This window comes from Blastopirellula sp. J2-11 (assembly GCF_024584705.1).
In the GTDB taxonomy this organism is placed as follows: domain Bacteria; phylum Planctomycetota; class Planctomycetia; order Pirellulales; family Pirellulaceae; genus Blastopirellula.
On the sequence record NZ_CP097384.1, the window covers coordinates 277917 to 300261 of the forward strand.

The 22345-nt window shown below is 58.0% G+C and carries 19 protein-coding genes; 3 read left to right on the forward strand and 16 right to left on the reverse strand.

The genetic code is table 11. From position 1 onward, the window contains the following. Positions 1-55: 55 nt before the first annotated feature. Positions 56-877, forward strand: coding sequence for a DUF4393 domain-containing protein (locus M4951_RS01210; RefSeq protein WP_262024661.1), 822 nt, complete (start codon positions 56-58; stop codon positions 875-877). 954 nt (positions 878-1831) lie between these two features. Here M4951_RS01210 and M4951_RS01215 read toward each other — a convergent pair. From M4951_RS01215 to M4951_RS01240, 6 genes are all read right to left on the reverse strand, one after another. Next, positions 1832-2020 (reverse strand): hypothetical protein, encoded by a 189-nt coding sequence (locus M4951_RS01215; protein ID WP_262024662.1) that lies wholly within the window; start codon positions 2018-2020, stop codon positions 1832-1834. Positions 2021-2219: 199 nt separating this feature from the next. Further along, positions 2220-5519, reverse strand: a complete 3300-nt coding sequence (locus M4951_RS01220) for a hypothetical protein (RefSeq protein WP_262024663.1) — start codon at positions 5517-5519, stop codon at positions 2220-2222. 194 nt (positions 5520-5713) lie between these two features. Next, positions 5714-7684 carry a serine/threonine-protein kinase gene (locus M4951_RS01225; protein WP_262024664.1) on the reverse strand — a complete coding sequence of 657 codons (1971 nt, stop codon included), beginning with the start codon at positions 7682-7684 and terminating at the stop codon, positions 5714-5716. 92 nt (positions 7685-7776) lie between these two features. Beyond that, on the reverse strand, positions 7777-8367 hold the full coding sequence (locus M4951_RS01230; RefSeq protein WP_262024665.1) for an RNA polymerase sigma factor: 591 nt from the start codon (positions 8365-8367) through the stop codon (positions 7777-7779). 178 nt (positions 8368-8545) lie between these two features. Further along, the gene (locus M4951_RS01235) at positions 8546-10660 is read right to left on the reverse strand and encodes a discoidin domain-containing protein (protein ID WP_262026976.1); all 2115 of its coding nucleotides are present in this window, start codon (positions 10658-10660) and stop codon (positions 8546-8548) included. Positions 10661-10764: 104 nt separating this feature from the next. Beyond that, positions 10765-11115, reverse strand: a complete 351-nt coding sequence (locus M4951_RS01240) for a VOC family protein (RefSeq protein WP_262024666.1) — start codon at positions 11113-11115, stop codon at positions 10765-10767. A gap of 82 nt (positions 11116-11197) precedes the next feature. Between M4951_RS01240 and M4951_RS01245 the strand changes: the two genes are divergently transcribed. Both M4951_RS01245 and M4951_RS01250 read left to right on the forward strand, forming a co-directional pair. Continuing rightward, positions 11198-11470 carry an addiction module protein gene (locus tag M4951_RS01245; RefSeq protein WP_262024667.1) on the forward strand — a complete coding sequence of 91 codons (273 nt, stop codon included), beginning with the start codon at positions 11198-11200 and terminating at the stop codon, positions 11468-11470. After that, positions 11451-11750, forward strand: coding sequence for a type II toxin-antitoxin system RelE/ParE family toxin (locus tag M4951_RS01250; protein ID WP_262024668.1), 300 nt, complete (start codon positions 11451-11453; stop codon positions 11748-11750). Before M4951_RS01245 ends, M4951_RS01250 begins: the two co-directional genes overlap by 20 nt. Before the next feature lie 23 nt (positions 11751-11773). Here the strand turns inward: M4951_RS01250 and M4951_RS01255 are convergent, their stop codons facing one another. The 10 genes from M4951_RS01255 to M4951_RS01300 form a co-directional block, all read right to left on the reverse strand. Next, entirely contained in the window at positions 11774-12271 is a 498-nt protein-coding gene (locus tag M4951_RS01255; RefSeq protein WP_262024669.1) for a hypothetical protein, read from the reverse strand. Further along, the gene (locus tag M4951_RS01260; RefSeq protein WP_262024670.1) at positions 12255-14540 is read right to left on the reverse strand and encodes a cytochrome c oxidase assembly protein; all 2286 of its coding nucleotides are present in this window, start codon (positions 14538-14540) and stop codon (positions 12255-12257) included. Before M4951_RS01260 ends, M4951_RS01255 begins: the two co-directional genes overlap by 17 nt. Next, positions 14537-16021: a cytochrome b N-terminal domain-containing protein gene (locus tag M4951_RS01265; RefSeq protein WP_262024671.1), complete on the reverse strand. Its 1485-nt coding sequence runs from the start codon at positions 16019-16021 to the stop codon at positions 14537-14539. The genes M4951_RS01260 and M4951_RS01265 overlap by 4 nt, the downstream gene beginning before the upstream one ends. Before the next feature lie 12 nt (positions 16022-16033). After that, positions 16034-16552: a ubiquinol-cytochrome c reductase iron-sulfur subunit gene (locus tag M4951_RS01270; protein ID WP_262024672.1), complete on the reverse strand. Its 519-nt coding sequence runs from the start codon at positions 16550-16552 to the stop codon at positions 16034-16036. A 16-nt stretch (positions 16553-16568) separates the two neighbouring features. Next, entirely contained in the window at positions 16569-17303 is a 735-nt protein-coding gene (locus M4951_RS01275; protein WP_262024673.1) for a cytochrome c, read from the reverse strand. After that, entirely contained in the window at positions 17290-18120 is an 831-nt protein-coding gene (locus M4951_RS01280) for a hypothetical protein (RefSeq protein ID WP_262024674.1), read from the reverse strand. The genes M4951_RS01275 and M4951_RS01280 overlap by 14 nt, the downstream gene beginning before the upstream one ends. 9 nt (positions 18121-18129) lie before the next feature. After that, positions 18130-18741, reverse strand: coding sequence for a heme-copper oxidase subunit III (locus M4951_RS01285; RefSeq protein ID WP_262024675.1), 612 nt, complete (start codon positions 18739-18741; stop codon positions 18130-18132). Then, positions 18734-20398 (reverse strand): cytochrome c oxidase subunit I, encoded by a 1665-nt coding sequence (gene ctaD, locus M4951_RS01290; protein ID WP_262024676.1) that lies wholly within the window; start codon positions 20396-20398, stop codon positions 18734-18736. Before ctaD ends, M4951_RS01285 begins: the two co-directional genes overlap by 8 nt. 2 nt (positions 20399-20400) lie before the next feature. Beyond that, a complete protein-coding gene (gene coxB / locus M4951_RS01295; RefSeq protein WP_262024677.1) occupies positions 20401-21414 on the reverse strand; it encodes a cytochrome c oxidase subunit II in 1014 nt (337 codons plus the stop codon). Positions 21415-21621: 207 nt separating this feature from the next. Beyond that, the gene (locus M4951_RS01300; protein ID WP_262024678.1) at positions 21622-22254 is read right to left on the reverse strand and encodes a 2'-5' RNA ligase family protein; all 633 of its coding nucleotides are present in this window, start codon (positions 22252-22254) and stop codon (positions 21622-21624) included. Positions 22255-22345: the final 91 nt, after the last annotated feature.

Here is a 22345-nt window from a genome sequence, read left to right on the forward strand (position 1 = left end):
AATATTTCAGAGCGGCGTCATTCTACGCTTGGTACGCAAATCGATTGGAGCAGAAATGAGTGGAATTGAGGCGATTAGCGGAGTACTAAGACCTGTTTCGGAAGCCGCAGCGAGCCTTCTCGAAAAGCTGCTAGGAGAGCCTTGTCAACTAGCGGGTGGAATCTTGGCCGATCAGATTTACGTTTGGCAATGGAGGAATCGAATTTCGATTCTTCACAAGGCCCAAGCGATCGTAGAGAAGGACCAAATCGCGGCAAAGGTACTGCCGCCAGGGTTCCTATTGCCGCTAATAGATGCCGCGGGGAATGTTGACGAAGACGAACTGCAATCGTTGTGGGCGGGATTACTAGCTTCCGCAATCGAGGACAGTTCGTCATGCAATAAAGCTTTTGTAGAAACGCTGCGAGTCTTAGGTCCGAGCGACGTAAAGATTCTGCGTCGGCTAAGTGTGTCGCCGATTGTCCAGGCGAGCTTTGATAAAGTCAAAGAGGGAGTGTCTCTTTCCGATCCGTCATTGGGGGAGTTACTTGAAGAAATCGGGTTGATGAGTTCCGAGGATTTCTGGGAATCGGTTTCTCGGCTCCAGGGAATCGGGCTAGTTAACCTGACCCCAAATGCCGGAAAGCCAGTATATGGTGAGTTCCCAGACCCGCTTTTCGACTCCGTAACGCGTATGAAAGTCGCTCGTCGCATAAGGATTCGAGTAACTCTCGCTAGATATGGGGCACGTCTTATCCAGAAGTCCACCCGACAAGATGTCTCTCCCGTCTCGGTAACAGATTCCTGGACGCACCAAAGTGAGCTAACGGAAATGGCGGTGGATGCAAATGTAGCTGCGATGGAAGCAATGCGATACGAAGAAACGGATATTGAATAATCCAAAGCGGCGGAAGAAGGGCTTCCAGATTCGAGGTAGCTTGGGGCCGAGACCTGCGGCGGGTAATAAACGCCACTCTAAACAGGAGAGATATACCTGCATTTGGTACTGCGGTTGGTACTTGGTACTAATCATGCCGACTAGATAGTATCAGTGCGTATAATTCACAAGTCGTTTTAAAGTAATGGGTTAAGCGTGTTGACGCCTGGGTTTGTCCGCTAGTCTGGTACCTTGACATCGTAGAGGTCACAGGTTCGAGCCCTGTACCGCCCACTCCATAAAAAGCTTTGCGTTGCAATTATTGGCGACGCAAAGCTTTTTTCGTTTCTTGCCGGCATCCACCAGACCGCTTGGCTTCTGTCCGCTAGGTTGGACCGGACCGGACCGCTTCTTTTTTTGTTCCAGGTTGGACCGGACCGCTGAAATTCTTTGTTTCAAATTGCCTAGACCCCCTGGTGGTTAATTTGGGAGGTTTGGCGATGTGGCAGGCACGGCCTGGCCTACGGTTTTTCTAGTTGGACAGGACCGCTGTCCGTTTTGTTGGGGGAAGTTACTCATTCTGCCGTAGTGGGCATTTGGGGTGTTTGGGGAGGATGCGTCTGGGAGCACCAAAGCCTGCCGATAACCTCGGGACTCCTCTCGCGTGGAAACGTCATGGCACATCGAGACGCGCCCTTTGCCAGACTCTTTCACCTCGTCTCAAGCCGAGGGCGTCAGAAAACGAATGTCCTGGGCGATCGATCAGACGCCCGCATTAGGAGGAGCATTATCACGGAAAATCGAGCGAGTGAGCAAGCGACAATCTATTGCCCGGTCAGGGGCGTGGCGGGAAGCAAACAACGCGATCGAGAGGGGGAAGGCCAAGCCTCAAAAATGGGACGCGATCGCATGGCAACCCAACCAGTTCGTTCCGAACTGGTTGGGCCATCCTTCCGTCCAGCGGTTTTGTGGGCGCTACTTGCTCAGCTTCTTTTTCGCTTGAGCGACCCCTTTGCTCACCGTGTCGGCGAATTCGGCGGCATCCATTTTCGCCAGCATCAGAAAGGCTTCGGAGAGCACGCGTTTGGTTTCGGCGACGGTGATCGCCGTTTTGTCGGTATCGACGCGGCGTGCGATCTCGTTGTAGAAGTCGTTCAGTTTCATTTTCGCTTCCTTTTCAAACCGGTTGAGGGGATGGGCAACCGTTTAAGGATAAACGACTGACGACGATGCCGACATCCTGGAACAAAAAAGGCGGGCGCTTGTTCCAACCGCAGCGCTCGGCGTCCTTCCAAAATATAGAAAACCTTGCGCCGCAATTTGCGACGCAAGGCTGTTGCCGTTCCTGGATTCATGCAGCTCGCTACTCCCAAGTTGCAAAGATATCCTCGACCTGTTCGACATAGCTCGCTTCGCTAATCAGCTGGGCGATCGTCAAACCAAACTGGCTGGCCGAGTCATAATTTTCGGCGGTGATGATTCGTCCGTCGACGATCACGTCATCGGTCGCGGTGGTTGGATCACCGACGCTGGCCGAGTTGACCATCACGGCGCCGTTCGCTTCGATCTGCGATCGAGTGGTGACCATCACGCCGCCCGCGCTCGGCGCCGTTTCTCCCCAGGCCGAAACCGTATGGCTGTCGAGCAGGCTGGCTCCGTTTACGCGAGCGTAGGCCAGAACCGAGACGCCGTGGCAAATCGCCGTGACGTATTTGTCCTGAGCCGCAAAATCGTTGATTAGGCTGTTGACGGTCTCTTTGAGCGCCGGCGAGCCATTGTAGGCGCCCTGGTCGTACGTTCCTTCATAGGCGTACTGATACTGAGACGAGCCCCAGCCGCCGACGAAGACGATGGTCGAATAGTCGACCGCCGACGCGTCAAACAGCGTCAGGTCAGGTTGCACATAGCCGCCGTCGACGCCTTCGCCAGAATTGACATGCGGCGAGGCGGTGTCCAAAGTCGCGGCCGCAACGACGACCGAAATCCCGGCGGCTTCCAGCGAGGCCCGCGTGTCGGCATATTCCTGATAGTAGAAATCTTGATTGGCGATCACCATTAAGACCGGCAGCGGCTCCGAGGGAAGCGTCGGCTCGGCGACTTCGACGTTGACGATTTGCGTCGCCGTGTTGACGCCGTCGAAGACGCTGATCTCGACCTGGAACTGTCCGAGGTAACCGGCGGCGGGATCGATCGACAGGGTGGAGCCTGACATCAAGACGCTGACCGGCAACGCTTGCGGGTCGGCCAGCAGATTGGGGTCGGCATAGAAGGAAGGATCGAGATTGGCCAACAGCTCGCTCGCTGCAAATGTTCCGCCCCAGCGATAAAAATCACCGGTCGGCAGCAGATAGAACCAGTCTCCATTGGCCGCTTGCAGCCAGCGTTCGTTTTGACCTGCGAAGTTGGTGTGAAAGTTGGCGGCGACTTGCAAGTCGTACTGTTGGTCCAATTGCTCAGCCTCGGATCCGACGAGATGCGCCGAATAGATGAGTTGATCGGCGGGGAGGGGACTGACCGCCGAGATTTCTAATTGGAAGATGCCGCTATCGGCGTCGATCTGCAGATCGTCGATCGTTGGCAGCGAGAGTTCGGTGTTGGTGACCTCGACGGCAAACTGCGTCATCACCGGCTCTAGACCGTCGGTCGCGGTGACGACGACCTCGAAGCTGCCGACATAGCCGTCGGCCGGGTTGATGAGGAGTTGACCGCCGACCATGGCGACTTCGACCGGCAAGAGTTGTGCTTCGGTCAACAGCGACGGGTCTTCGTAGTAGGCAGGATCGAATTGGCCGAGCAGCGGGCTCGTCTCGAAGGCGCCGCTCCATTGATGCAGCTCTCCGTTAGGCGTTAAATAGAGCCAAACGCCGCCGGCGCCTTGCAGCCAGCGCTCGTTTTGACCGGCCCAGTTGTCGTGGTAGTTGGCGGTCGCCGGCAGCTGATACTGCTGGTCGATTTGGTAGGCGAGCGACTGGACGACGGCGACATTCCAAGCGATTGAATCCCCATCGGCGTCGAATGCTGCCAGGGGGACCATGATTTCATCCACCAGTCGCGACATGGTCTGATCAGCGATCGGGGTGATCGTGGGCGCCGAATTGGCGACCGTCACCACGATCTGCTTGGTCGCCTCGATTGGCTGATCGTCGCCACCGAGGTGAATCGCGACTTCGATCGCTAGTTCGCCCAGAGAGCCGGTCGCCGGAATCACCGTCAGTTCGTTGCCGCTCACGCTGACGCTGGCCGGTAATTCAACATCGATGAGCGAGCTGGGATCGTCATAGACCGACGCGTCGAGCTGCGCCACTTCTACGCTGCTTTCAAACGTTCCATTCCAAGCGAACAATTGTCCGGTCGGCAATAGAAAGAACCAGTCGGAACCGTTACCGTGAATCCAGCGTTCGCCATGTCCTCCCCAGTCGTCATGGTAACTCGCTTCGGCGTGAAAGTCGTACTGCTGATCGAGTTCGTATTCGAGACTGCCTGCAACTGTCGCCGTGTAGGCCAGCGGCGTACCATCGGCGAGCGTCAGCGGGAGCGCGATCAGGAGTGAGCCTTGGTTGGCGCTCATCGTTTGATCGCCGATCGCGTCGAGCACGGCGGAGAGATCGATCGGATCTTCCGGCGTCGGATTGGTCGGCGGAATGATATTGTCGCCGAGAAAAGTGAGCAACTGCTCAGCGGTGGCTTCGGCCACCAGATCGACGCCGGTCAGTTCGGTCGGCAATTGGGGACGAGCGAATCTGGCATATTCAAACCCGGCGGTCAGATCAGGATTGAATTCTTCGCTCGGCGTCGGATCAACGACTTGGCCAGGGACGAGCAAGCTGTTGTTGTGCGTGAAGGGATCGAAGTCATTCGCTTTTTCCCAGTTGCTGTAGGTCACTAGACCTACCTGAAGCGTTTCTGGCATGTCGCTGCGCGTGTAGCGGCGATGGACTTGCCAATCTTCGCCGGGCAAGCGATAGAGTGCGATCATTGAGTCGCCGATCCGCGCGATTTGCAGCTGCGCCGTGTTGGAGTTGATCGGCGTCAGTTCTAACTGCGAGTTGCTATTGCGAGTCGTTTTTACTTCGAGCGAAAACTCGTTCGCTCCGTTGCCATAGCCCATCGAGAGGAAGACGTAGTTCTCACCGTTGTTCGTCCCGTCGTCGGCCATCGAACCGGGGCTCCAATCGACGGCCGGATCGACGATGTCGCGCGGAGTGCGGATCATGACGCCGCCGAGCGAAAATTGACCGTCGCCGGGAACGTCATCCGCATCGCTGCCGCCGATATCGTCGCGATCGGTGATATGAACTTCGGTCGTGAAAATGAAGTCGCCGGTCACTTCCTTGTAGGTCATAGGACCGTGCCAATCCTGGTACCAGACGGTGGTGTGGGGTTGCATTACCATGCGACCGGCCTGGGTTTGATCGACATCCCACAGGTTCAGGTGATCGGCGTTCCAATTTTCGGTTTGATAGAGACGGTTCCAATCGGCGATCGATGCGCCGTCGTCAAACTCATCGCTGAGCGGCGCCAAGTCATCGGGCGTGCCGAGGTCGGCGGCCAACAGCTGCCGAGATTCTAGCGATTCCCCGTGAATGCTTGACCTGCGCCGCCGGCTCCGTTTCGGTTTCTGCTGGCGCAAGAAGGGAGAAGAAAATTTTGAAAAGGTAGACATGGGCCGCTCCTACTTTGGTTCCAACAAGGCGAAGAGAAATCATCCAGGTAGAGATAAATGGCCAGCCGCTGTGCAACCTTTCAGCTACGGCGGCAAATTTGGGAGATTTCGCCCAGAAAGCGGAAGAAGCGACGCTTGTAGAAGGGCCTAAGTGCTTCGCCAGAAAGAGGTTGGCGCGATATCGGCGGATGGAGTTAGTTGGAGATATTGCGGACTCGAATGCGGTGAAACAGGGTCTCGCTGTCGTAGGCGCCGATCCCCAGCGTGGGACGCGGCGTCCGCCAAAGCGCAAGCATGCTGAGATTGGAGCCGTCGCCGAGGTAGGTGGTGATTAACTGGCCGTCCAAGAGAGCGTCGACGCGCTCTCGGCGGACGCGAATCGTCGCCGTATACGTCTGCCCGTTGACGAGCGCGATTCGACTGGCGGCGGTGCGATTTTCGTTCATCGACTGGCCATCGATGTTTTGAATCCCCACCAGGTGCTCGCCCCAGCCATCGATATCGTAGGAAGCCGAAGCGTCGCCATCGACAAACAAGAGAGCGATCGACTGCGTGCCGGTCCGCCGCGTGAAGGAGACCTCGAAATCGTATTCGCGGGTTGGCTCGTACGGAAGCGTCAATCGAGCGCCTTCGACCGGTTCGGCGCGTAATCCTTCCGCCGTCATCTCCCACGCGCCGGCAACGACGTCGCTGTCGAGATCAATTTGAGAGAGGAGATTGATCCACGCTTCGTTGTGGGGGGCGGCCGTCGTTTGTCGCAGCGGAGGGGGAGCGATCACAACGGGACGCCGATTTTCTTCGGGATCGGACGAACCAAGATTGATCGCGACGTAGATCGCCGCAAAGAACGCCAGCGCGGCGCCGCCGGCGATGAGCGGAGTTCGATACCGGGCCGTCCAAGTTCGGCCTCTGACTTTGGCTCGGGCAGATTGCGTCGCGGTTGCCGGCGGCTGCACGAGAAGTTCGCGCGGCGGCGGCTCGTTCTGTGAGACCGACTTCGCAGCGGGGATCGACAAGGTTTGGTCGCCTGCCAAGGTTGCGCCACGCGGCACGGAATCGCCCTCGTCTGGCTTGGTCCTGTCAAAGTCTGGTTTTCCATAGGGTCGTAGGGCGGCGACCACTGCGGCGGGCGTTTGAAATCTAGCAGCCGGATCTTTGGCCATCATGCGTTCGACGATCTGCACTACTTCATCTGGCAAGTCGCTACGCAGGTCGGCGAGCGGCGTCGGCTGACGTTCGCTATGCGCGATGACTTTGTCGAGCGCCGTCCCTTTCGGAAAAGGAACCTGACCGGCGAGTAAATAGTAGAGAGTGCAGCCCAAGCTATAAATATCAGAACGGATATCGGCCCGTTTGGAATCATGCGCTTGTTCGGGCGCGATGTAGTCAGGCGTGCCGAGCGTCGCGAAGTCTTCGGTCAAACCGCCGTCGCCGGACGGTTCTGTTTCGGTCGCGAAACGAGCGAGACCAAAGTCGAGGATTTTGATGATTCCTCGCGAGGTTCGCAGCAGGTTGTGCGGCTTAATATCGCGATGGACCATGCCGCGCTCGAACGCGTGTTGTAGTCCGTGGGCTGCTTGAAGGACGAAATTGCAAGCATGCAACAGCGACAAGGGACCGCGGCGCTCGACGATCTCGGTCAGGCTCACGCCGTCGAGATACTCCATCACCAGAAAGTGCAAATTGCCGGCTTGCTCGGCGTCGTAGGCGACCACAATATTGCGATGCGACAGTCGAGCGGCCGCTTTCACTTCTAAGCGAAATCTCTCGACCGCAATTTCGTTGCTGAGCAGCCGACCATGGATCACCTTTAGCGCGACGGGACGTTCCATCAGTCGATGTTCGGCCTGATAGACGACGCCCATGCCGCCTTGGCCTAGTCGGCGGAGAATGCGATAGCGGGGATGCTCGCGCAACTCGGCGGGTACGCCGGCGTTGAAATTATTGGGCAGTGCAGGGCTCGGCGACGGATCGTGCATCGTCGAGAGGGCTGCATGGATTCGTTGGGCGAACGGATCATGCGGCGTTGTACGCAGAATATCGCAACAAACGTCGCACTGGGCGACGTGATCTTCAATTACTTGGCGTTCTTCCTCGGGAAGCGTACCGTGGAAGAAGGACTCTAATTTGTCGCGGGACGGGTGCAGTGCGTCGACCTTTGACATGGGGAAGAACGAGGGATCGTGGTGCAAATTGAAAGAAGAAAACAACCATCAAGAGGCGCGACCGCCGCGAGGAAAATCGCTGGCGATCCCGTTCATTCGTTGGAATCGATTAACCCTTGGCCTTGTTTTCGCAAGCAAGACATGACGCGCGATTTGGCGATGAAGACGGCGTTGATCGACATGCCGAGCTCGTGGCTCACCGCATCGGCGCTTTTGCCGTCCAGCGCAAATTGCCGGAACGCGCTCCAGGTCTGGGAAGTGAAACGGGGACGAATTTCCTCTAGCAAATATTGTATCACGTATTGGTCGTGCTCTCGATTCCAAAGTTGACTGACCCCGCTATGAGGATCTTCCAGCTGATCGATCATCTGCACAAAGTCGCTGCCGCCGACCGCCTTCGGCCGGCGATTGGTCTTTCGCCAATGATCGCGCAGGCAGTTGGCGGCGATCGTGCGTAACCAACTGCGAAACGCGCCGGCGTGCGGCTCCTTCTGGAATTCTGGAAATCGCCGAAAGACGACCGTCAGCACTTCCTGCACAAGATCGTCTATGTCGTCGACCGCCGCGCCAAAGCGTCGCAGCCAGCCGCGGATTAGGGGAGAATAGAGTCCCACCAGCCGATCCCAGGCTTCATCATCGGAAGCGAGTTGCAGCGAATTCAGAAAACTGGCGGAAGTATCCATAGACGCAAGTTGATGTCTGCCGCGGCGAGTGGTTCGCGGATAAGGAGCATGGGCCGGCCTGATCGAAGGGCTTTCTCAGGATGCATGTTACACGGCTTGGCGCATTCAAGCAGCAACGGTGCGTTAAGCTTTGCCGTAGATCGGTTCCCCTGAGGCCGATCGACCGATCGCGTCTGGATTAGGGAAGTCGGCTTCCGTAGACCTCGATGTCGGCGATGCTGGCCTCGCCGTTGGCGCCGGGCTCATCGATCGTTACCCGCAAATAACGAGTAAGGACCGGCTGAATCTGGACGTCGGTAACGTTTTCGACGTTGTCTTGGTAGGCGTCGATCGTACTCCACTGTGCGCCGTCAAGACTTGCTTGCATGGTATAGGCTCGCGTGTTTTGCTGCTGCAATCCGTTGGCGCCGGCATGGCGAATCACATAGCGGCTGACGCGATAGGGAGCGCCAAAGTCCAGTTGCAACCAGGCGGCGTCCAAATTATTGCAGTTCCAAAGGGTCGCCGGCGTACCGTCGATCGCCAGCTTCGCCTGGTCTGCGGCATGACCGGCGCTGATTTTTGTTCGCGGCGACATCGCTAGATTAAACGGCAGATGGTGCGTCTCGTTGTAGAGATTAAAGTAGTGATCGGCGCGGACAAACTCGATTTTATCGGGGAACTGTCGATTCAACTGCTGTGCCAGTTCGACAAGTTTGGCAGGCCTCATCTCGCCCCAGATGTCGACTTGGTACGACAAGAAGAAAGGCGCGTCGCCGTCCCATTTTTTTAGTTCTGACCGCAGCGATCGGCTGATATGTGCGTAGGTTCCGGCATACGGAATCACCAACTTATCAAACGGCAGTCGATTCTCTTCCACGCTGCCGGCGACCGACGGAACGTCTTTAAAGTTTTGCACCGTCGCTCCGTAGAGTTGCCGGCAATTTTGTGCGTACGACGCTCTTTGCGCAGGAGTCGCGTTATCCCAGATCGTCACCGCACGCAGGCCCGCTCGCTGGAGATAGGTTTCGGTCAGACTGGTATAGCCGTCCAAACGGACGGGATCGGTCAGGTATTCGCCAACCGCTGCCCCCGGCTCGATGAGCGTATTAAAAGGAATCGCGTAGCCCATGCCGGATGGCCCGGCGACAAAGCAATCTTGGGGCGTTGCGGTCGTATAGTAATAGTTGAGGATGCCGGGACCGATGTCGACCAGGCCGGGCGCGATCGTCCAGTTCAGCGGGATTTGACCGCGTGACGAGGCCGACGCATCCCAGATTTTTCGCAGCGCATGTTGCGTGTACTGAATATTGTCGCCGTCGCTGATAAAGATCGCGATATAGGCTTTGTTGGCAAGCGTCGGTTTGGGTGGAACGGGCGGAATCTGAATGCGATGATCGCCGCCGCTGAAGAGGGTGGAGCTGACATAGTGGTCGGCCGGCATGGTCCCGATTCCAAATTGAGAAGCGGTCGTGATGCCGGAGCGTTCGGTCGCGTACCAGCCGAGCACGATCGCTTTGCCTGCGGTCATGTCGCCAAAGAATTTTTCGAGCAGCGACCGTTCATCTGGGACACGGCAGTCGAGCCAGACAACCGCCGCGCCGCACGCCGCCGCCATGTCGCGCGTATGATGAAAGTCGCCGCCTCGGCTGGGGCGAGCGCTGACGAGCAACCGCTTTTCGCACTTTTCCCAGTAGTGGTCGTAGAGATGCTCGTATACTTCCAGCGGGGATGACAACGGCAGATTGGTCAAGTCGAGCGCGACTTTTAGTTCGATCCCGTGACGTTTGATTTGCTGTTGCATCGCGGCGGTCACCGGCAGCAAGCGGTTTAAACCGGCGACGGTGCTGGCCAGGTTGCGCAAATGAGGGCTGCGGCTAGGATCGTACAAGAGCAAGCCGTCGACTTCGTCGGCGTACTTGGCCAGCAGATCATATTTGTCGCGATAGTCGAAGACGTTGAGCGGTCCCAGGGCGACGGTCGAAGTCTGGGCCCAGGTATCGCGTCCCTCATCGGCGCGGGCGTTTTGCAAATAGATCCGCGGTTGCTGGCGGTTCACATAGCCTTGCAAGGCGGCGAACGCGATTTGCTCGTCGATCGTTAGGGTCTGCACCGCGATCGCATCAAGCCGATCCGCCGGCGTCGCGAAGATCGGCAACGCCTGACCGGCAGGCCACGAGACGCCGGATTCGATGTTGGTGATCGGAGGAAAGGAAGAGTAGCGGTTTTTGGCGGTATCGGCTTCCGCCCCATACGTACTGCCGCTGATCAGAATTGCCGCCGCGCAAATGTAAAATGCCGTTGTTGGGGCCATCACTGGCTGAGTTCTCCGCTCGGTTCCGTTTGCCTTCAAGCTATTATAGCTCGTCACCGCGGTGAGATACGGCGCTCTCACGGCGGAGAACGGCAACATTGCGGCTATTGGTGCGCCAAAATGTTAACCAGCTTGCCAAACGGATCGCGGACATAGAAGCGACGTACTCCCCATGGCTCGTCCACCGGCCCATATTCGATGGGGAATCGGGCTGCTTGCATCGCGGCCAGCGCTTCGTCGACGTCGTCCACTTCGATCGAAAGGTCCGGCGTCGGCGTATCGTTGCCGCCCTGCGTCATAAAGCTGATCTGCACTTTCATTGGCTGCGGCGATCCGTAAGTCGCGATCCAGCCAAAATCCATCAACAGATCGAGCCCGAGCACCTCTTGATAAAAGCGTTTCGCCAGGGTGGGATCGGCGGTTGGCGTGTTGGCGACGATGCGTTGGACTTGCATGGAGAGGGGCTCCAGGAGGGATTTTGACTTTTTGCGAGTTCCCGTGATACAGTGATGTGGTTGTCCCAACGAGAGGATCAAGATGTCAGACCAACTTCAATCGACCGAAGAGATAATCGCGTCCGCACTCGCTCTATCGGCGGCAGAGCGATTGGCGGTTCTAGGAGCAATTCATCATAGTCTAGCGGACCCGTTGCTGGATCATGGTCCTGACGATGCGGCGTCTGACGCACAAGCGGCATGGCAGGCTGAAATTGCCCAACGCGCAGCGGAGATTACGTCGGGCGACATCATGACTATCCCGGCCGAAGAAGCGGAGAAAATGATCCGAAGCGATGTCCCGCCTGCCGTTTGAATATCATCCTGCTGCGATGGAAAAATCCATCGCCGCTTACCAATGGTACGCTCAGCAGAGTGTTTCCGCCGCTGAACGATTCTGGAACGAGTTGGTTCGCGCAAGAACACTGATATCGCAGCGGCCGCAGGGTTGGACGCCGTACTATCACGGAACTCGCTGCTTCCAGTTTCGCAAATTTCCTTACGGCCTTGTCTATTTAGAACTACCAGACAAGATCGTCGGTCTCGCTGTCTGTCACTTAAGTCGCCGCCCAGGTTACTGGAAAGTAAGGAAGTAGTTGAAATACAATCTCGATTGGTTTTAATTCTCTCGAACCAACCGCTCACGCATCACAAACAACGCCACCAAAGCGACCGGCAACAGCAGCATCCAGCCGGCCGTCGTCCAATCGCTGTGAGCTTCGGCTGCGGAGATTTCAAAGTCCAGGTCGGCGGAAGCTTCGCCCACGATGGTCGTGTGAACTTGCCAGACGCCGCTTTCGGGCAGCATCAACTTGGCCGATTGCAGCAGCTTGTTGGTCGCGGTCGCTTGCGATGCATGTTGCAAGAGGATCTCGCCAGACTCACTCGTTAGTTGGAAATCGATCTGGACATCTTGCACGATTTCGCGAGCAGAGTTTTGCACCATCACGCTTAGGTCGATGGGGCCGGCTCGCAGCGGCGTCGGCGAAGTGAAAATCGTCACCTGATACGGCCCGATCTCGCGGCGCAGTTGAACCTTGCCTCCATCGGCCAGCACGACGTTGGCGGCGGCGATGCAGATCGCGAGTGACAGCCATCGCTTACAGGCCGGCGACATAGGCTCCTCGCATTTCCATCGGCTGCAGCAATACCCAGACGCAGGCGACAAAGAAGATCACCAAAAAAATCGCCCAAGGCGCGAACGTGCGCAGCACAATTTGTGGGATCGGCTGTTCGCGTTGGGCGATGCGATAGGCGGCCCACAGCGACATGCAGAGACCGACATCCAGAAACAGCAGCTCTAGCGGCAACAGCCAGGCGATCGATCCAGCCGTGCAACAACTGCAAACGCCGCCGCCGATCAGAAAGTTGGTCGCCAGGTGATCGTTCGCCATTCGTTGCGTCGCCCAGAGCAGCGAGTCGGCGCTGGTGAACAGATGAAACGAGTAGTGCGCCAACCACATTCCCAGACCCAGGGGAATGAGTGCAGGCGCGAAACGCATCACCGGGGCGCGCCAGTCTGCGGTCTCTGCAGACATCGCCAAAGATGCTTTTCCGAGCAACTGCATGAGGAAGAAAGGAGCGGCGAGCAGGCCGAGCAACATTCCCCCGGTGACAATCGGTAAGCGTCCCCAGCCGATCGCCGCGGTCAGCGTTTCTTCCAGGCTCACCAGCGGCGCCGTCATCCAGGCCGCGTTCAACAGCGCCGCAAACAACAGCACCACGATCAGCGCCGCCAGATCGATGCGTTGACTATATCGCCCTACGCCGGAGCGAGCGGCGTCGCTCACCAAGTCGACGCCGGGGCGCAACTGCACCAGCGTGATGTTCTGGTGAGGGCAGGCGTCGGCGCAGTCGAGACAAAACGTGCAGTCGAGATTGCCTTGCTTTTTGGGGACGAACAGCGAGAGTTGGCACCCGGCGATTTGCTCATTGCCGGCCAGGCAATCGCGCGTGCGACAACCGGCGCAAACATCGGGCGAACGAACAGCGACTTCACTGGGAGAAACCAGCGACTGTACAAAGTTGAACTGACCAATCGGGCAAACATATTTGCAGAAGGGCGCCTGGACGAAGAGCAGGTCAAAGAGGAGCGCGACCGCGAAAAATCCGATCACAATCAACGCCGTCCACGCAGGTCGATCCCACAAAGAGAACGCTTCGTACGCCCAAAAGAAGAGCGCCAACAGCGCGACGGACGGCCATTTGTTTTGCAGCGATTTGGGAAAACTGTACTGCAAGTTGAACTTCTTTGCGACGCTGCGCAGCACGGTGAAAGGACAGACGGCGCAAAAGAAATTGCCGCCGACGATCAGCGAGATCACCAGGATCGCGCGCCAATGAATCCAGGGAGCCACGCCAGCCAGATTGAGCGCCGAGATCTGCGGACCCAGCAGCCCATCAAGGATGATGAGCGCCGCGAGCGTGAACATGATCCAGCGCAGCGTCAGACGCACAACGCGACGCTCCAGCAGCGGCGCCCAAATCGATGGACGTGGGCCAAGCGGTTGGGGGGACCGGTGCGCAGGCGTGACCGACCGATATTTGCCGTCACGCTTGGCGATTGCTTTTCCACTCGACATTTGCTCGGCGACGATCCAGAACAACGCGATCACATAGGCGAGCGAGGTCGGGATCCACATCACGGCGCCGGCCAATGACTGATCGACGAGCGGCGTTATGTTCCACAAGTTGGGCGCAGCGGCGTAATGAGGATAAAGGACGCGATGCGAGAAAGTCAGGATGCCGGAGAGGATGGTTCCCTGGACGCCTGCGAGAAAGAGATAGGGAACCAACAGCCAGCGCGAGTAGGTCGTTCGCAGGGGAAACGGCTGCATCACCGGATGCCAAAATAACAGAGACGCCATCAGAAACATCGCATGTTCGACGCGATGCCAAAAGTTGCTTTCCAGCGCCAGTTGATAGCAGTACGGCGCATGCCAAATCCAAATCGTCGCCGTGAAGGCAATCCAGGCTACTTGAGGACGAAAGATCCAGGCCAACGCAAGTCGCAGTCGCCGCCAACGCGCGAAAGGGCGAATCCATTCGTCACGCAACCACTTCGGCAGCCCGATCAGCAGCGGCAGCTCGGGCGCGGCAAGCCAAACCAGCGGCGGCGCAACAATCATCAGCAGCAGATGCTGCACCATATGAATTTGGAGGGAGAACGGGGCCAGCGCATCGAGCGGCGATTGCAGCGCGACGAAGATCGTCAGCAGCGAAGCGAAGAAGGCGCCAAGTCGCCAAGGGGGAAAGCGACTCGAACCGCGCTGGCGCAGGCTGCGCCAGCCGCGAAAGTAGATCCAGCCGCTAACGACGAGCGCGAAGAGGATGCTCGGCGAAAATTGCCAGGAGCTGCTGATCGCACTCAGAAAGTCGGCGTTCACGGCGCATCTGTGGGGGCGGCGACCAGAGACTCGGCGGCGGCCGACGGAACCGCCGCCGGGGGAATTCCTGCGGGTCGCAACTTGACCAAAAACGCGACCAACGCGGTGACTTCGGCGCTGTTCATTTGTTGGGCGTAGGCCGGCATGTTGCCGCCTCCTTGCACTACCTGGCGAACCATCGCCTCGGGATTCATCCGAATGCCGACTTCCGTCAGATCGGGACCACGTTTGCCGCCGGCGCCTTCCAGCGCATGGCAGTTGCGGCAACATTTGTTTTGAAAGACGACGGCGCCTTGCAACTCGAGCGGGGTCAGTTTTTCGACGATCCCGTCCGGAACCGGCGTACTGCTCCAGGCTTCCATGTCGGGCGACCAGGGAGAGGTCGCTCCATACCAACCCAGAACCATCAACGTGACAAAGGTCACCAACACGACCAACACCGCGACCGGACGACGGCGAGCGCTTCGCTCTCCGGAACCGGCTACAAACGGAACTGCCGCCAGCGCCAAGATCCCGATCACCGGTAGTCCCAGCATCAGGAACGTCTCCATCGACGGCGGCGAGAGGGCGGCCATCGCGAAGACCGGCAGAAAGTACCAGTCCGGGCGCGGCTCGGCATGAATCAACGTGGGATCGGGGATTTCGCCAGGCCCTTTGGGACCAAAGATCACCGCCAGACCGACCACGATCAGGACGGCCATCGCACACGCGACGCCGTCGCGATAGAGCGCGTGCGGGAAGAAGGGAATCCCTTTTTCGAGCAGCTTTTCGTATTCTTCGTCATAGGTCGCTTTGTCGACCGGCTCACCAGGAGTGGGCGGTTCTGAGATGCCGCGTTTTACGACTAAGTACAAGTGAACGACTAGCAAGCCGATCAAAAGGCCCGGCAAGATGAAGACGTGGAGCGTGAAGAATCGGCTGAGCGTTTCGCTGCCGATATACTCGCCTCCTAAGATCAAATGGACGATCGACGGACCGGCCAGTGGAACGCGGCCGGCGGCGGAAACCGCGACGCTGACGCCCCAGTACGAGTCGCCGTCGTAGCGCAACACTTGTCCGGTAAACGCCAGCACGAGCGTGGTCGTCAGCAGCCCGACGCCGACAAGCCAAGTCAATTCGCGAGGGTACTTGAACGCGCCCATTAAAAAGACCTGCGTCATGTGCACCATCAGCATCACGACCATGCCGGTCGCCGACCAATAGTGAATCGCACGTAACAGCCAACCGAACGGCGCTTCGTAGTTCAGATATTCGAGGCTCGCGTAAGCGTCGGCCGCCGTGGGTTGATAGATCATCGCCAGGCAGACGCCGGTGACGATTTGCAGCATCAGCAGCGTCAGGGTCATGCTGCCAAAGACGTACATCCATCCGATCGGCTTGGCCAACGCCGCCGGCACCGGATGACGCATTACGGGCCAGATCGAATCGCGCAGCTCGAGCCGATGTTCGAGCCAGTCCCAGACTTGCTTGATCGTTTTCATGCGGATGCTGCGTTAACCGGGTTGCTGAAGCGTGGGCAGGTGTCCTAGCTTTACCAGCAAGGCGCCTTTTTCCAGGCGATGTTCATATTGAAATAGTCCCCGCGGCGGCGGACCCGATGCGTGCGACCCATCTTCGTAATAGACGCCGCCGTGACAGGGGCACATAAATAGTCCGGCGTCGGCCAGCCAATTGACCGGACAGCCAAGGTGCGTGCAGTTGATCGCAAATATCTGGAACTTCTCTTCGTCGGCGCGGCGGACATAGACGGCGATCTTGCCGGCGTCCCCATCTCCCAGGCTATGCAGCGGGTTTTCTAGATCGATCAGGCGCGTCTGGCCAATCGGAAACTGCTCGACCTTGCCGGCGGAAGTCCATTGGTCTTCGCGCTTGCGCAGTGGGCCCAGTAGAAAGCCGACAATCGGTACGCCGGCCGCCGCCGTGGCTAAGGCGCCTAAGACAATGGCGCTCCATTGCAACAGACCGCGACGTTCTTCGTCGGGCGAATCAGAAGTGGATGGCGAATGCGTCATGATCAAATCGATAGGTTTATTGGGTTTCGTCCGCCGGGAGAGCGGCGATCTTTGTCGGTTGTTGCAGCGTGCGAACGTAGGCGGCGATGTCGGAAATCTCTTGAGACGTCAACGCTTCGCCGGTGTGCGATTTTTTGCCAAGCGTCACATAATCGGGCATCTTCAAGTCGGGCCGTCCAGTGATGATCAACCGCCGCAGCACGATGTCGCTCATCAACTTGGCCAGCGCCGGCTCGTTCAACGGACCAGCACCGTCGCCAACGCCGTGACATTTGGCGCAGGAGGTTTCAAAGAGCTCTTTGCCGGTTGTGACGTTGGCGTCTTTCAGCCCAGCCGGATCAGCGGCCGAAACTTGATACGGCGGCAGCTTGTTGGTCGGCGTGCTGGCGGGTTTCCAAGTTTCGCGAATTCCTGTAACCAGAATCTGCACCTGGTCGGTCGTCAGCGAGCCCCCTTGTTCCTGCTCAAACGCCGGCATCAATGTCCCTGACCGACCATTGGCGATCGTTTCTCGCAATTGATCATCGCTGACGATCGCTTGGAACAACGGATCGGCCAGCGGCGGCGCCGGGCCAAGATCTCCGGCGGCGCCATGACAGCCAGAACAGTTTTGTTGGAACAGCACCTGGAAATCGGTGATGTCATCCGGTCGCACAAAACGGTCGGCCGGATCCGGCTTGCCGCAGCCGATCGACATTGCTGCGAGCAGCAGTGTGGTGGCGACCATCGCGTTGACGTTAGTTGTTCGCATCGCGCGGCTCCTCTTCGCTGGCAGGCGACAGACTTTGGGCCGAGATTTTTTCGGACCGCACGACGACCAATCCCATCACGATCCCAAACGCAAACTGCGACGCGATAAACCAGGGCCAACTGACATAGTCGCTCATGACCGGATTGAGCACGCCCATGAAGCTGTAGATGCCGGCGGACCATAGCAACGGCCCCACGACTCCGCCCCAAAACACCGGCGAGTTGGGGAGCGTCGGCAGCAGCACGCCGAAGAAGAGTCCTACCAACAGCGAGGTGACCAGGTGCAGCACGATGCCGACCAGCAGCGCCGCCAGACTAAACTGGCTGAGTTCTACCGCCGTGTCATCGGCGAAATGGGGGAGGATCATCGCCGCGAGCAAGTTGATCGGATACCACAAGCCGCGCCCGCTGAACAAGCCATAGAGCGTTGCGACGATCGCCATTACGGCGCCGCCGGCCAGGCCCCCTTTGACGCCGGCCGAATAAGGATGAACCTTTTCGGGAAGCTCTAGGCGTTGACCCGGAGTCGGCGAGAGAACCCTTTTGTGCGAAGGACGAATCGATTTCGCGCGTCGCTCCGGCGCGACCAAGGGTTCTTCGACTTCGGCTTCGTCGGTCAGCAATTGTCCGAACCAGCCGAACAACGCGGTGAAGACGATTCCTAGTCCGACGATCGAAAAGATCAAGTTGGTTGGAATCCCAATCGCCATCAGACCGACTCCTGACGCCAGCACCATCGGCCAGGCGGTCGAGCGCGGCATGACGATCGCTTCGTCATGATGCGGCGGCGGATCAGGATTGGCAGGCAAGTCAGACATGGTTGCTCGTTACGTTCCCATCCAATAAACGACCCCGAAAATCACAATCCAAACGGCGTCGACAAAATGCCAATACCAAGAGACAAGCTCCGTCGCTTCGCTCTGGGCGCTCAAGCGACCGGCGCGCTCGAGACAGGTGATGACGGTCAGCAGCACCAGTCCCAGCGTGACGTGAAACGCGTGAAAGCCGATCAACGTATAGAATGTCGTGCCAAACAGATTGCGGCCGATCGTTAGTCCGTCTTGATAAATCAGCTCTTCCCACTCGTAAGCGGTGCCGACCAAAAACAGCGCGCCGAGCGCGATCGTGACGAACATCCAGACGCTGAAACCGCTCAGGCTCTTCGCTTTCCGCGCGTTCATCGCCAGCATGATCGTGCCGCTGCTCCCTAGCAGAAAGGCGCTGTTGATCACGGCTCGCGTCAGACTAAGCGACTCGGCCGGCGTGGGGCCAGTCTGATCTTCTCCTAAGTAAATCAAATAGGCGACGACCAGCGTGCTGAAGAACGCCGCTTCGGAGCACAGGAATGTCGCCATGCCGACCTGCGCAGGGGAAAGCGGGAATTCGCTTTCGACCGGCGGCGGTATCGGAATTGATTCTTCGCTGCTGGGCTTATTCATATTTCCAGTCCGGATCTTCCGGATGTTTCAGATCCCATAGCGGTCGCCGGCTGCGTACCGTGGGGATTTGTTCAAAGTTATAAGACGCCGGCGGGCTGCTGGTCGCCCATTCCAGGGTCCAAGCGTCCCACGGATCATCGCCGGCCTTCTTGCCTGACCGCAGCGAGAGAACCAGGTTGATAAAGAAGATCAGGAAGCCGATCCCCATGATAAAGGCGCCAACCGTCGAAAGTTGATTCCAAAAATCCCAACCTTGGCCTGCTTCATAGGTGTACACGCGCCGCGGCATGCCCATGATGCCGGCGATGTGCATCGGCCCAAACAGCAAATTGAATCCAATAAACAGCAGCCAAAAATGCCAGGCGCCCAGCGTCTCGCTGAGCATCTTGCCGGTCGCTTTCGGGAACCAGTAATAGCAGCCTCCCATCAGCGCGAATAGACTTCCGCCGAACAGCACATAGTGAAAGTGCGCGACCAAAAAGTAGCTGTCCGAAACTTGCCAGTCGACGGGGACCGTCGCCAACATGATGCCGGTCAATCCGCCGATCAAAAACATGCCGAGAAAACCGAGTGCGAACAACATCGGCGTCCGTAGCTGTAGTCGTCCGCCGTAGAGCGTCGCGGTCCAGTTGAAAATTTTGATGCCGGTCGGCACCGCGATCAAAAAGCTGGCGGCCGAAAAGAACGCATCCAAGCGATCGTCGAGCCCGACCGTAAACATGTGATGCGCCCAAACGCCCAAGCTGATAAAGCCAATCGCCGCAGTCGCGGCCGCCATCGATGCGTAGCCGAAGATTACTTTACGCGAAAAGACCGGCACGATTTCGGAGATGATCCCGAACGCCGGCAACGCCATGATATAGACCTCGGGATGCCCGAAGAACCAAAACAAGTGCTGCCATAACAGCGCCGATCCGCCAGCCTGAGTATCAAAAAAGTGGGCGCCGGCGTAACGATCCAACAGCAGCATGATCTGCGCCGCTGTGAGCGGAGGAAATGCGACGATAATCAGCCCGGCGTCGACCAGCATCATCCAGACGAACAGCGGAACCTGATTCAGCTTCATCCCTGGCGCTCGCATCGTCAGGATGGTGGCGATCAGGTTGACCGCAAAGGTCAGCGTGCCGACGCCGCTGACCAGCGTTCCCAAAATCCAATAGTCGACGCTGCCGCCGCGCGCGTAGGCAGGCGAAGTGAGCGGAGCGTAAGCGAACCAACCAACGTCGGGCGCCGAGCCAAGTCCATACAGCGCATCGCCGGTAAAGTAGCTGGTGTACAGGATGCACCCGCCGAAGAGGGCCAACCAAAAGCCAAGTGCGTTCAAACGTGGAAAAGCGACGTCGCGGCAGCCGATCATCAGCGGCACCAGATAGTTGGCGAAGCCGGAAAGCATCGGCATCACAACGAAGAAGATCATCGTCGTGCCGTGCATCGTAAACAGCTGGTTGAACGTATCGGGGCCGATCAGCGTGTTATTGGGCGCCCACAGCTGCAAACGAATGAGGAGCGCCTCGACGCCGCCGACCACCAAAAAGAAAAGGCTCATCAAGATGTACAGAATGCCGATCCGCTTGTGATCGACCGTCGTCACCCAACCATGCAGTTGCGTCACCAGCGGCGAGGCCGCGCTCGATTGTTCTGTTTCGGCGATCGCCATGGTTATTCCAACGTCATCAAATAGTCGACCAACTGTTTCACTTCTGTCGGGCTGAGCCGCATGTTCGGCATCCGGCTCCCTGGCTTCGCCTGATCGGGATTGGTTAACCAGTCGGCCAGATTCGTGCGATTGTTTTCCAGAACGCCGGAGGCGATCGTATGGCGGCTCATCAGGTGCGTCAGATCAGGGCCAAACTTGCCGATCGCCGGTTCTCCGCGAATCGTATGACAATTGGCGCAGGCCTGATCCATAAAGATCTGCCGACCTGCGTCGACCGACGCGGCGACCACAGCGCTACGCTGTTGCTCAGCGACCCATTTTTCAAACTCGGCTGGCGAAACGGCGGTCACGCGGAGCAACATTTTTGCATGTTGCGTGCCGCAGTATTCGGCGCAGCGACCTTCATAGATTCCGGCCGAATTGGCTTCGAGCCGCATGCGGTTCGTCTTCGCCGGAACCAAGTCGGTCTTGCCCGCCAATTTCGGCACCCAAAAGCTATGAATCACATCCGCCGATTCCAACTGCAGATAAACGGGCGTCGGCGCGTCGGCGTCGGAAGTCGGAATGACCAGCTCATTGGCGGTCGTAAATCCAAACTCGGGATATTCAAACTCCCACCACCACTGATGGCCGACAGCGCGGACGCGCAAGGTCCCTTCGGTCGGCGGCTCGGATCGCATCGCGATGACCGAGCGAATCACCACCAAACTGAGCACAAGCACGATCAACGTGGGGGCCAGCGTCCAGGCGATTTCAATTGGTTGGCTGCCGTAAACCTGCGGCGGTTCGCTATCATCGCGAGGAGCGCCCGGCGGATCTCGAAAGCGATAGATGAAATAGGCGAGCGCTCCGCCGACTAGGACAAAGATGAGCGTTGTGATCGCCAGCACCAGATAGAAAAGCTCTCGAATTTCGGTAGCGTCGGGACTCGCCGGGTCAAACATTTCTGGGGTTTGCGCCGCTAAGAGCAGCGGCGAGAGCGCCACCAGCGCCAAGGCAAGAGGCCAGCGCATCATACCGCAGCATGCTAGGCGAAATCTCCCTTTGCGCAAGCTTCGCATTCGCGTTTTCCAGTTGGGTGCATTCGTCCATGGTGAGCATCGTTCGCACTACATTCGCTTGTCAGGCGGGGTGCTGTCAACTATTCTCCGCAAATTGCTGGAAGAGCATCTCGTTCAAGCTCGCCAAGTCTTCCCATTGTGACGGAGAAACACCAAGAATTTTCAGCGAAGTTCGTAACGCTGCAGCGGATAGGTCTCGCCGTCGATAATACGATAGTGCGTTACGCTGCTGCAGACCGATTGCCCCGAGGGGGGCTGAAGCAGCAACGTATCAGCGACCCGTTTCCAATCCGATTTGCGAATGGATGCGATGGTAAACTGCGGCTGCCAATCTTCGCCGGCAAAGGGAAAGCCGGTTTGCTCGATCGATTCTCGCTGCAAGGGAGTGAAATTCGGCAGCACAGCGCGGTAGTGCTGCTGAGTCGCTTCGCGATCGCGTTGATCGCAAATTGAAGCCGCAATCTTGGTTTGCAGATTTCGGATCGCTTGTTGCGAACTTTCACTGACGCGAATCGTCAACGTGCGCTCACCGGTCCAAGGGTCTGCTTCCAGCACGTGCCAGCCGGCCAGCTCCGTCTTAAGCGGAGCGAATTGGCCTGCGACCTCGGCGATCGTTTCGTCAATTTCAACCCCTTCCGGAAAGCGGGCCAGATAGGCGGTCATGTGGGGCGGATCGTCAAGATAGGTCTGGTCGCCAACCAACTGTCGAACGTCGTCTTTATAGGCGCGCAACTTCACCGCCCATTCTGGACTGGGGTCGATCGAGACGAAGTCAGTGACGAAAGTGCGAGTCATGGCGGGCGAATCAAGCAGGCCGAGCAATCTTGTAGCTAACAGAGTGGAACAAATCCGGCTTGCAGTGACAACCGCGATTGGGGGATTTAGG

Bases quoted from the DNA above. Each gene is read 5' to 3' on its own strand.
- M4951_RS01245 (WP_262024667.1), top strand. From the start codon at position 11,198: ATGTCAGACCAACTTCAATCGACCGAAGAGATAATCGCGTCCGCACTC.
- M4951_RS01300 (WP_262024678.1), bottom strand. From the start codon at position 22,254: ATGACTCGCACTTTCGTCACTGACTTCGTCTCGATCGACCCCAGTCCA.
- M4951_RS01210 (WP_262024661.1), top strand. From the start codon at position 56: ATGAGTGGAATTGAGGCGATTAGCGGAGTACTAAGACCTGTTTCGGAA.
- M4951_RS01225 (WP_262024664.1), bottom strand. From the start codon at position 7,684: ATGTCAAAGGTCGACGCACTGCACCCGTCCCGCGACAAATTAGAGTCC.
- M4951_RS01285 (WP_262024675.1), bottom strand. From the start codon at position 18,741: ATGAATAAGCCCAGCAGCGAAGAATCAATTCCGATACCGCCGCCGGTC.
- M4951_RS01280 (WP_262024674.1), bottom strand. From the start codon at position 18,120: ATGTCTGACTTGCCTGCCAATCCTGATCCGCCGCCGCATCATGACGAA.
- M4951_RS01230 (WP_262024665.1), bottom strand. From the start codon at position 8,367: ATGGATACTTCCGCCAGTTTTCTGAATTCGCTGCAACTCGCTTCCGAT.
- M4951_RS01255 (WP_262024669.1), bottom strand. From the start codon at position 12,271: ATGTCGCCGGCCTGTAAGCGATGGCTGTCACTCGCGATCTGCATCGCC.
- M4951_RS01220 (WP_262024663.1), bottom strand. From the start codon at position 5,519: ATGTCTACCTTTTCAAAATTTTCTTCTCCCTTCTTGCGCCAGCAGAAA.
- coxB (WP_262024677.1), bottom strand. From the start codon at position 21,414: ATGATGCGCTGGCCTCTTGCCTTGGCGCTGGTGGCGCTCTCGCCGCTG.
- M4951_RS01250 (WP_262024668.1), top strand. From the start codon at position 11,451: ATGTCCCGCCTGCCGTTTGAATATCATCCTGCTGCGATGGAAAAATCC.
- M4951_RS01215 (WP_262024662.1), bottom strand. From the start codon at position 2,020: ATGAAACTGAACGACTTCTACAACGAGATCGCACGCCGCGTCGATACC.
- M4951_RS01265 (WP_262024671.1), bottom strand. From the start codon at position 16,021: ATGAAAACGATCAAGCAAGTCTGGGACTGGCTCGAACATCGGCTCGAG.
- M4951_RS01240 (WP_262024666.1), bottom strand. From the start codon at position 11,115: ATGCAAGTCCAACGCATCGTCGCCAACACGCCAACCGCCGATCCCACC.
- M4951_RS01270 (WP_262024672.1), bottom strand. From the start codon at position 16,552: ATGACGCATTCGCCATCCACTTCTGATTCGCCCGACGAAGAACGTCGC.
- ctaD (WP_262024676.1), bottom strand. From the start codon at position 20,398: ATGGCGATCGCCGAAACAGAACAATCGAGCGCGGCCTCGCCGCTGGTG.
- M4951_RS01235 (WP_262026976.1), bottom strand. From the start codon at position 10,660: ATGGCCCCAACAACGGCATTTTACATTTGCGCGGCGGCAATTCTGATC.
- M4951_RS01275 (WP_262024673.1), bottom strand. From the start codon at position 17,303: ATGCGAACAACTAACGTCAACGCGATGGTCGCCACCACACTGCTGCTC.